Consider the following 7,670-nt stretch of genomic DNA (forward strand, 5'->3'; position numbering starts at 1 on the left):
AATATCGACCAAGAGACGGAAGAGATGATCCAAAACTCTCTGAAGAAAATGCGCCAAGGGCGGACAACCATTGCCATTGCTCATCGCCTTTCTACCATCCAAGATGCCGATTGCATCTATGTTCTCGATAAAGGAAAAATCATCGAATCAGGCAACCACGACCAACTCATTGCTCTAGGAGGAACGTATAAGAAAATGTATGACCTTCAGGCCGGTATGATGAAATAAGGAAAACAAGATCTAAATGCAAATTTAACCTTGTTTTTCTTTCTTGAAAGCTGTAAAATATAGAAAAGAACAGAAAAAGGGAGCATACACCATGTCAAACGATCTGATCCTGATGGGAGTTGTCATTGTCTTATTTGGACTTTATTTCACCCTTCAAGTTGAGCTCAATAAAGTCAGAAATCAATTTACCCACTATCTTCTAAAACCAGGTAGTATTTCCAAGGAACAAAGAGAGAAGTACCTCAAAGAACCAGAGATGGAAGCGATTCGCCTAATTCGTCTCGATTATCGGATCGGTCTTCAAAATGCCAAACTGATCTATGAGCAATTGAAGAAATAAGAAAGACCCTCGTATAGTTTATACGAGGGTTTCTCTTTCAAAAAAAGTCGTCAGCTTTGGTAAAACATTGGCCACATCTGCTGATTTAATCTTAGCGAGTTGATAAGGACAAGAAGTGATGTAGGCTGCTTCAAAGAAATCAAGCGGGAGTCCACTGTGTTTTAAGGCAGCAAGAGATTTGACCTGATGAAGATCTAGTAGGATCCCATCGTGGGTCAGGGTCAGATAAGGGAGAAGAGAAGACTGATCCATCAAGGTCTTTAGACTAGCTTCTTCCTCTTTTTTTCTGGCTAGGAGTCGCTTTTTATTGGTCAGATACATACCGTTATCAATGTAGAGACTCAAGGCCTTTTGCATGATGAGATTGCTATCATAGTCCAGAATCGACTTATAGGTCAAGACCGGCTTAAGAAGGGCTTGGGGAAGGATCATGGAAGTGATGCGAAGAGCAGAAAAGAGATTGGTCGAAAAGGATTTGATATAGATGACCCGGTTCTTTTGATCCAAATAATGAAAAGATGGAGCATTGCTGCCATCAAGATCTCCCAAATAGTCGTCCTCAACAAGGTAGACATCATATTGGTCAGCAAGTTGCAAGATCGCTTCTTTCTGCTTGGTCGAATAGCTATGACCAAGCGGATAGTGAAAACGAGGGATCGTGTAGAAGAATTTGATATGGCCACTTTTGAAAATCTCTTCAAGATCCTCAAGATCAATCCCCGTTAAATTACGTTGAATGGTCCGGTAGGCAAGTTGCTGCGAATCTAAGAGTTGGTTCATCCGATGATAAGTCGGTTGCTCGATTAAGATCTGAGACTTTTTATTGGGAAAGTCAATCTGGCTGAGGATATTAAGGGCCTGCTGGGTACCAGCAGTCAAAACAATTTGATTTTCAGTCGTATAAATACTTTCTTCCTTCAATAAGCCTTGGATCGATTGGCGTACCTCTAGTAAGCCTGCTTGGTCCGAAAAGTTGTTGAAGAGATAATTCTCCCGTCCAATCAAGGTTTCATTGATACAGGTTCGGAAATCCTCGAAAGCTTGGTTGCGGTCTTTCTCTAATTTTAGTGGAAGATCCTCATGTCGATTAGGTTCTTGCTCCAAAACATAGTAGCCACTTTGAGGCTTAGCATAGAGGAAGTGCTGGTAAGTCAAGTCCAGCAAGGCTCGTTGCACCGTGTCCTTACTACAAGAAAATTGACTGGCTAACTGACGAACAGAAGGAATTTTCTGTCCGGTTTCCAGTTCGCCATCTTGAATGGCTTTTTTTAGTACATGAATAATTTGTTGGTATTTGCTCGTCTTCATCCTGACTGTCCCCATACAGTTTTTTTCTATTGTACAGAAAAAATCACAAAAAAACCACTCCGAAGAGTGGTGAGCGTATTACATAAAGTAAACGATGGCTAAATACTGAAGAGCAGAAGCTGCCAGGATGAAGAGGTGCCAAATCATGTGGAAGTATGGTTTTTTCTTAGCATAAAAGCCAGCTCCAACCGTGTAGCACAGACCGCCCATGAGCATGAGACCCCAGAAGATCGGATTGGTTTGGCTAACGATTTGGGGAATAATAAAGATGACCAACCAGCCCATGATCAAGTAAAGAGCGAGACTGAACTTTTCATTGACTTTTTTGGCAAAGATTTTGTAGAGAATACCAAAGATGGTGGTCCCCCATTGAATCAAGATAATGCTGTAGCCCATCCAGTTGTTCATTAAGGTGAGGACAACCGGTGTGTAACTACCTGCGATCGCAATGTAGATCATGGAATGATCGATAATACGAAGCACATACTTTTGAGGTGAATCGTAAGACATGGCATGGTAGACGGTCGAAGACAGAAACATCAAAAAGAGACTGATCACAAAGATAGAAGTCCCAAAAGCACTGAGGAGACCGTGTTGCTCAAAACTATAGACTGCTGAAATTGGAAGTAAGATCAACATGAGGAGGGCGCCAACAGCGTGGGTTACGCTATTGGCGATCTCTTCTCCAAAGGATAATTTTTTACTTAGTTTCATGGTGTAATTCATCAGTTTCTTCCTCCGTTTTTACTGGTTGAATATAAGATAGTGTTTCAAGATAAAGTTGAACTGTCTGACAGGCAGAGCGAATGATGGGAGCGATTGGTTCTTTTTGCTCATTGAGATAAGCGACAAAGCTATTATAGAGAAGATCTGAGCTTGCCTGGTCCTGTAAGAAATTTAAGGTAGAAGCGATCTCTTGAATAGAAAAGACTGTTTTTAAGGTTGTAATAGCGATCAAACGAGCCACCTGTCTACGCTGGTATTTCTTCTTATCTGGTTTTTCGACGTAACCATGTTTTACGTAATTGTTGATCATGGCAGCCGTCAAGCCCTTGTCTGAAGAAGAGAGGACAGGTGCACAGGTTTTATTGACATAAAGTAGGACCTGATCGAGATAGAGGTCTAGCTCAGGCAGTTGCTCCCACGTTGGATAGGAAAAAGCGGACACTAAATCTTCACCTTTCTTTAATCTAGTTTTCATAACTAGATAATAACATTAATAAAAACTCCTGTCAAGAAAATTTGAAAAATATGGTACAATAGACCTATGAAACTATTAATTCCATCCGCCAAAGAACTGAACGAACAGGCTCGTATCGTCGAGCCCCAACCCTTGTCAGAGAACACAAAAACCATCCTCCAAGCTTTGAGGGCATTCTCCCTAGAAGAATTAGCGACCTTTTACGGGATCTCAGAGGAAAGAGCTCTAGTAGAAAAGGAAAGAATTGAGGCTCTGTTAGCTGGGAGTGCCAAGACCTATCCTGCTTTGGAACTGTTTGATGGCCTTATGTATCGTAGTATTGAGCGTCAAGACTTATCCGAAAAAGAGCAGACTTATCTGCAGGAGCATTTGTTGATCACGACTGCTTTATACGGTGTACTACCTGCCTATGAAGGAATTGCTCCCCATCGCTTAGATTTTATGATGAAGCTAAAACCAGCTGGAAAATCTCTAAAGGCATTCTGGAAAGAGGACTATGATCAGGCAGTAGAAGGTGAGAAACAGATCTTATCCCTTTTGTCTTCTGAGTTTGAACAGGTCTTCTCAAAAGCTATTCGTGAGCGAATGACTCGGATCAAATTCATGGAGAATCGTGGTGGGACACTGAAGATTCACTCGACGATTTCAAAAAAAGCACGTGGGGCCATGGTGACAGCTATGATTAAGAAAGAAATCACCCAGCTAGAAGATCTGAAATCACTAGAAGTGGCAGGTTTCTCTTATCGTAAGGATTTATCGCAAGAGAAGGAATGGGTCTTTGTGAAAGAATAAATAAAAATATTCCTGAGAAGCGTCAGGAATATTTTTTTGATCTGTTAGATAAAGAGAATGCACGATGAAAACTCCAAAATAGAGGATTTTGGAGTCAGAATCGTCTTGAGCAGTAGGCTTAGGCGATATGTTTGAATTTCTTCAAGAGTTCTGTCAACTCAGCTTGCTCGCCACTATTAAAGACTTGCATCAAGCGTTGAATATTTTTGATATGATCTGGAAGAGCTTCTTCGATCTTTTTACGACCGGCATCTGTAATAGATACTAGATAAGCACGGCGGTCTTCTGGATCGGTTTCGCGTGTAATCCAACCATCGCGGACCATATTGCGAATAACCACAGTCATATTTCCAGAGGTCGCAAGAATGCTATCAATCAGATCTTGAATGCGGAGATCGCCTTTGCTGTACAAGGTCTCAAGTACAGAGAATTGAGTTGGTGTCAACTGGTGCTTTTTAAAGATATGAGCCTCAGACGCACGGATCAATCGTTCTGCCTTGTGGAAGACGATCATGGTTTTTAAATCTACGTTTGCTTCTTTGAATAATCTCTTTAAATTTTCCATATCTATATTTTATCAATAAATAGTGTTTCTGTCGTTTAATTTTATTTTCAAATTAGTTACAAAATTGTGACAAATTTATTGAACTATGAACATAAAATATACAAGGTGTTAATTTTAGTTTGTTTATCAAACAATTTTATACTAAAACATTGTAACAGGTATGAAATATTAGTAACAATTCTTTCTTGAAAATCTATAGAATTCTAGGTGGCTTTGGTGTATAATGGGGGAGTGAAACAGAAAAATAATCTTTTTATCATATGGCAACATATAATAGGAATCTGTATCTTAGTGTTGACGGTCCTTTTTTCTTGGCTATTTCTTGCTGAAAAAACTTCTGATCGCTTGCAGGATCAAATGGCACAAGCAAGAAAAATAGCTCTGTCTCACTCTTCGATTGCGACCATTGAGACGGAGAGTTTCTTTCATGGCAGAGAAGCCTATCTTTCCTTTATTGGCAAGGACCAAGAGGGGCAAGATCTAGCGGTTTTGGTGGGGCAGGCGGATGAAGCAGTCTATACCTACCCTTTGAAAGAAGGAGTTAGCTCCAAAGAGGCAGCTTCCGTCGTCAAAGAGGAGAGTCAGGACGCGATTGATCGTGTATCTTTTGGTCGCTTTAAAGGCAAACCAATCTGGGAAGTCAAGGCTGGGAGCTCTTATTATGTGGTGGATTTCAAGACTGGGAAAGTCATTGGTGTTTTTTAAGATTTGAGGAGGAAATATGAGATTATCAAATCGTGTATTGGAAATGGAAGAAAGTGTGACCTTGGCTGCAAATGCGCGTGCCAAAGCTTTGGCAGCAGAAGGTCGTGATATCTTAAGTTTGACCCTGGGTCAACCTGACTTTGCGACTCCAAAAAATATTCAAGAAGCAGCAGTCGCCTCCATCGAGGATGGTCGCGCTAGCTTTTATACGGTAGCATCTGGACTTCCAGAATTGAAGGATGCCATTAGTGACTATATGAAAGAGTTCTATGGCTATGCTGTGAACCGCGATGAAGTAGTGGTTGGTACTGGAGCCAAGTTTATTCTTTATGCTTTCTTTACATCTGTTATCAATCCAGGTGATGAAGTCATCATTCCAACACCTTGCTGGGTTTCTTATGTAGACCAGGTCAAGATGGTAGAAGGAACACCTGTTACTTTCCAAACAACAGAAGAAAATCACTTCAAAGCAACGGTAGAGCAATTGGAAGCAGCACGGACAGACAAGACCAAGGTGGCCTTGCTAAATTCGCCATCCAATCCAACAGGAATGATCTACAGTAAAGAAGAGCTCGAAGCAATTGGAAATTGGGCTGTCGAACATGACATCTTGATTTTGGCAGACGATATCTATGGGCGCTTGGTCTATAATGGCAACACCTTTACGCCAATTTCTAGCTTATCAGAAGCGATTCGCAAGCAAACCATCGTGATTAACGGAGTTTCTAAAACCTATGCTATGACTGGTTGGCGGGTTGGTTTTGCTGTGGGTGATCCAGAGATTATTGGAGCCATGGCCAAGGTAATCAGCCAAACAACTTCCAACTTAACAACCGTTTCCCAATATGCCGCAATCGAAGCCCTCACAGGAGATCAATCTTCTATTGAGATCATGCGTCAAGCTTTTGAAGAGCGATTGAATACTATTTATCCTTTGTTGAATGAAGTGCCTGGTTTTGAAGCCATCAAACCTCAAGGAGCCTTCTATCTCTTCCCAAATGTGAAGAAAGCCATGGAGATAAAGGGCTATACGGATGTGACGGAATTTACCACAGCCATTTTAGAAGAAGCAGAGGTTGCTTTAGTAACGGGAGCTGGCTTTGGTGCCCCTGAAAATGTTCGCTTGTCTTATGCGACAGATTTGGATACCCTTAAAGAAGCTGTTCGCCGACTCAAGGCCTTTATGGAAAAATAAAATCGTAAGATCCTTAGTAATGAGCTGAGGATCTTTTTCTTTAAAAAATATCTGGTTTTCACAGGTAGAATCTAGCACTGAAAGCCTTTTTATGATACAATTAAGAAGATAATGTCTTCGGACAAGTTTAACGAGAAAAGGAAGATGAATGATGACAAAACGGATTACTATCATCGAAGTAAAAGACTATGTTGGTCAAGAAGTGACCATCGGTGCTTGGGTGGCCAACAAATCAGGTAAAGGAAAAATTGCTTTCTTGCAATTGCGTGACGGGACTGCCTTTTTCCAAGGTGTGGCTTTTAAACCAAACTTTATCGAAAAATTCGGCGAAGAAGTGGGTCTTGAAAAATTTGACACCATTAAACGCTTGAGCCAAGAAACATCAGTGTTTGTGACTGGTATTGTCAAAGAAGACGAGCGTTCTAAATTTGGTTACGAATTGGATATTACGGACATCGAAGTCATCGGTGAATCTCAAGATTACCCAATCACTCCAAAAGAACACGGGACAGACTTCTTGATGGATAACCGCCACTTGTGGTTGCGTTCACGTAAACAAGTCGCTGTCATGCAAATCCGTAATGCCATTATCTATGCGACGTATGAGTTCTTTGATAAGAATGGCTTCATGAAGTTTGATAGTCCAATTCTTTCAGGAAATGCTGCAGAAGATTCTACAGAACTTTTCGAAACAGACTACTTCGGAACACCAGCCTACTTGAGCCAATCAGGTCAGCTTTATCTGGAAGCCGGAGCTATGGCCCTTGGTCGCGTCTTTGACTTTGGTCCAGTATTCCGTGCTGAAAAATCAAAAACTCGTCGTCACTTGACTGAGTTCTGGATGATGGACGCTGAGTACTCTTACTTGACGCACGATGAATCACTTGACTTACAAGAAGCTTATGTCAAAGCCCTTCTTCAAGGTGTTCTGGACCGTGCTCCTCAAGCCTTGGAAACATTGGAGCGTGATACAGAGCTCTTGAAACGCTACATTGCTGAGCCATTCAAACGGATCACTTATGATGAAGCGATTGATCTCTTGCAAGAGCATGAAAACGATGAAGATGCGGATTATGAGCATTTGGAACATGGAGATGACTTCGGTTCACCACATGAAACATGGATTTCAAACCACTTTGGTGTGCCAACCTTCGTGATCAACTATCCAGCTGACATCAAGGCCTTCTATATGAAGCCAGTTCCTGGTAACCCAGACCGCGTGCTTTGTGCAGATTTGCTCGCACCAGAAGGCTACGGAGAAATCATCGGTGGTTCGATGCGTGAGGAAGACTACGACGCACTTGTTGCGAAGATGGAATCTCTTGGCATGGATCGT

The 7,670-nt window shown here is 41.6% G+C and carries 9 protein-coding genes and 1 pseudogene; 6 read left to right on the forward strand and 4 right to left on the reverse strand.

Going from position 1 to position 7,670, the window contains the following annotated elements; genetic code table 11:
* Nucleotides 1-228 (forward strand): annotated as a pseudogene (locus tag SPADD19_RS03345) (ABC transporter ATP-binding protein); the annotation flags it as partial.
* 91 nt (nucleotides 229-319) lie between these two features.
* Nucleotides 320-568, forward strand: a complete 249-nt coding sequence (locus SPADD19_RS03350; protein WP_003001593.1) for a hypothetical protein — start codon at nucleotides 320-322, stop codon at nucleotides 566-568.
* A gap of 18 nt (nucleotides 569-586) precedes the next feature.
* On the opposite strand, the gene SPADD19_RS03355 is transcribed toward SPADD19_RS03350, so the two are convergent.
* From SPADD19_RS03355 to SPADD19_RS03365, 3 genes are all read right to left on the reverse strand, one after another.
* On the reverse strand, nucleotides 587-1,891 hold the full coding sequence (locus tag SPADD19_RS03355; RefSeq protein ID WP_061455201.1) for an aminotransferase-like domain-containing protein: 1,305 nt from the start codon (nucleotides 1,889-1,891) through the stop codon (nucleotides 587-589).
* 63 nt (nucleotides 1,892-1,954) lie between these two features.
* Nucleotides 1,955-2,602 (reverse strand): PAQR family membrane homeostasis protein TrhA, encoded by a 648-nt coding sequence (gene trhA, locus SPADD19_RS03360; RefSeq protein WP_003011253.1) that lies wholly within the window; start codon nucleotides 2,600-2,602, stop codon nucleotides 1,955-1,957.
* Nucleotides 2,577-3,077 carry a DUF1836 domain-containing protein gene (locus SPADD19_RS03365; RefSeq protein WP_061455202.1) on the reverse strand — a complete coding sequence of 167 codons (501 nt, stop codon included), beginning with the start codon at nucleotides 3,075-3,077 and terminating at the stop codon, nucleotides 2,577-2,579. The genes trhA and SPADD19_RS03365 overlap by 26 nt, the downstream gene beginning before the upstream one ends.
* 66 nt (nucleotides 3,078-3,143) lie before the next feature.
* Between SPADD19_RS03365 and yaaA the strand changes: the two genes are divergently transcribed.
* Nucleotides 3,144-3,869: a peroxide stress protein YaaA gene (gene yaaA, locus SPADD19_RS03370; RefSeq protein WP_061455203.1), complete on the forward strand. Its 726-nt coding sequence runs from the start codon at nucleotides 3,144-3,146 to the stop codon at nucleotides 3,867-3,869.
* Nucleotides 3,870-3,987: 118 nt separating this feature from the next.
* Here the strand turns inward: yaaA and SPADD19_RS03375 are convergent, their stop codons facing one another.
* Nucleotides 3,988-4,434, reverse strand: a complete 447-nt coding sequence (locus tag SPADD19_RS03375) for a MarR family winged helix-turn-helix transcriptional regulator (RefSeq protein WP_003001765.1) — start codon at nucleotides 4,432-4,434, stop codon at nucleotides 3,988-3,990.
* Between the two features lie 357 nt (nucleotides 4,435-4,791).
* Here SPADD19_RS03375 and SPADD19_RS03380 point away from each other — a divergent pair, with 357 nt between their 5' ends.
* From SPADD19_RS03380 to asnS, 3 genes are all read left to right on the forward strand, one after another.
* The gene (locus SPADD19_RS03380) at nucleotides 4,792-5,139 is read left to right on the forward strand and encodes a cell wall elongation regulator TseB-like domain-containing protein (protein WP_241496450.1); all 348 of its coding nucleotides are present in this window, start codon (nucleotides 4,792-4,794) and stop codon (nucleotides 5,137-5,139) included.
* Between the two features lie 16 nt (nucleotides 5,140-5,155).
* On the forward strand, nucleotides 5,156-6,334 hold the full coding sequence (locus SPADD19_RS03385; RefSeq protein WP_061455205.1) for a pyridoxal phosphate-dependent aminotransferase: 1,179 nt from the start codon (nucleotides 5,156-5,158) through the stop codon (nucleotides 6,332-6,334).
* Nucleotides 6,335-6,482: 148 nt separating this feature from the next.
* Nucleotides 6,483-7,670: asparagine--tRNA ligase (gene asnS / locus SPADD19_RS03390; protein ID WP_164905827.1), on the forward strand; the 1,188-nt coding region annotated here is incomplete at its 3' end.

The organism is Streptococcus parasanguinis (assembly GCF_001578955.1).
Lineage (GTDB): Bacteria > Bacillota > Bacilli > Lactobacillales > Streptococcaceae > Streptococcus > Streptococcus parasanguinis_U.

What these genes read in the sequence shown, in the direction of transcription:
- SPADD19_RS03350 (WP_003001593.1), top strand. Translation starts at nt 320, where the DNA reads ATGTCAAACGATCTGATCCTGATGGGAGTTGTCATTGTCTTATTTGGA.
- SPADD19_RS03355 (WP_061455201.1), bottom strand. Translation starts at nt 1,891, where the DNA reads ATGGGGACAGTCAGGATGAAGACGAGCAAATACCAACAAATTATTCAT.
- trhA (WP_003011253.1), bottom strand. Translation starts at nt 2,602, where the DNA reads ATGAATTACACCATGAAACTAAGTAAAAAATTATCCTTTGGAGAAGAG.
- SPADD19_RS03365 (WP_061455202.1), bottom strand. Translation starts at nt 3,077, where the DNA reads ATGAAAACTAGATTAAAGAAAGGTGAAGATTTAGTGTCCGCTTTTTCC.
- yaaA (WP_061455203.1), top strand. Translation starts at nt 3,144, where the DNA reads ATGAAACTATTAATTCCATCCGCCAAAGAACTGAACGAACAGGCTCGT.
- SPADD19_RS03375 (WP_003001765.1), bottom strand. Translation starts at nt 4,434, where the DNA reads ATGGAAAATTTAAAGAGATTATTCAAAGAAGCAAACGTAGATTTAAAA.
- SPADD19_RS03380 (WP_241496450.1), top strand. Translation starts at nt 4,792, where the DNA reads ATGGCACAAGCAAGAAAAATAGCTCTGTCTCACTCTTCGATTGCGACC.
- SPADD19_RS03385 (WP_061455205.1), top strand. Translation starts at nt 5,156, where the DNA reads ATGAGATTATCAAATCGTGTATTGGAAATGGAAGAAAGTGTGACCTTG.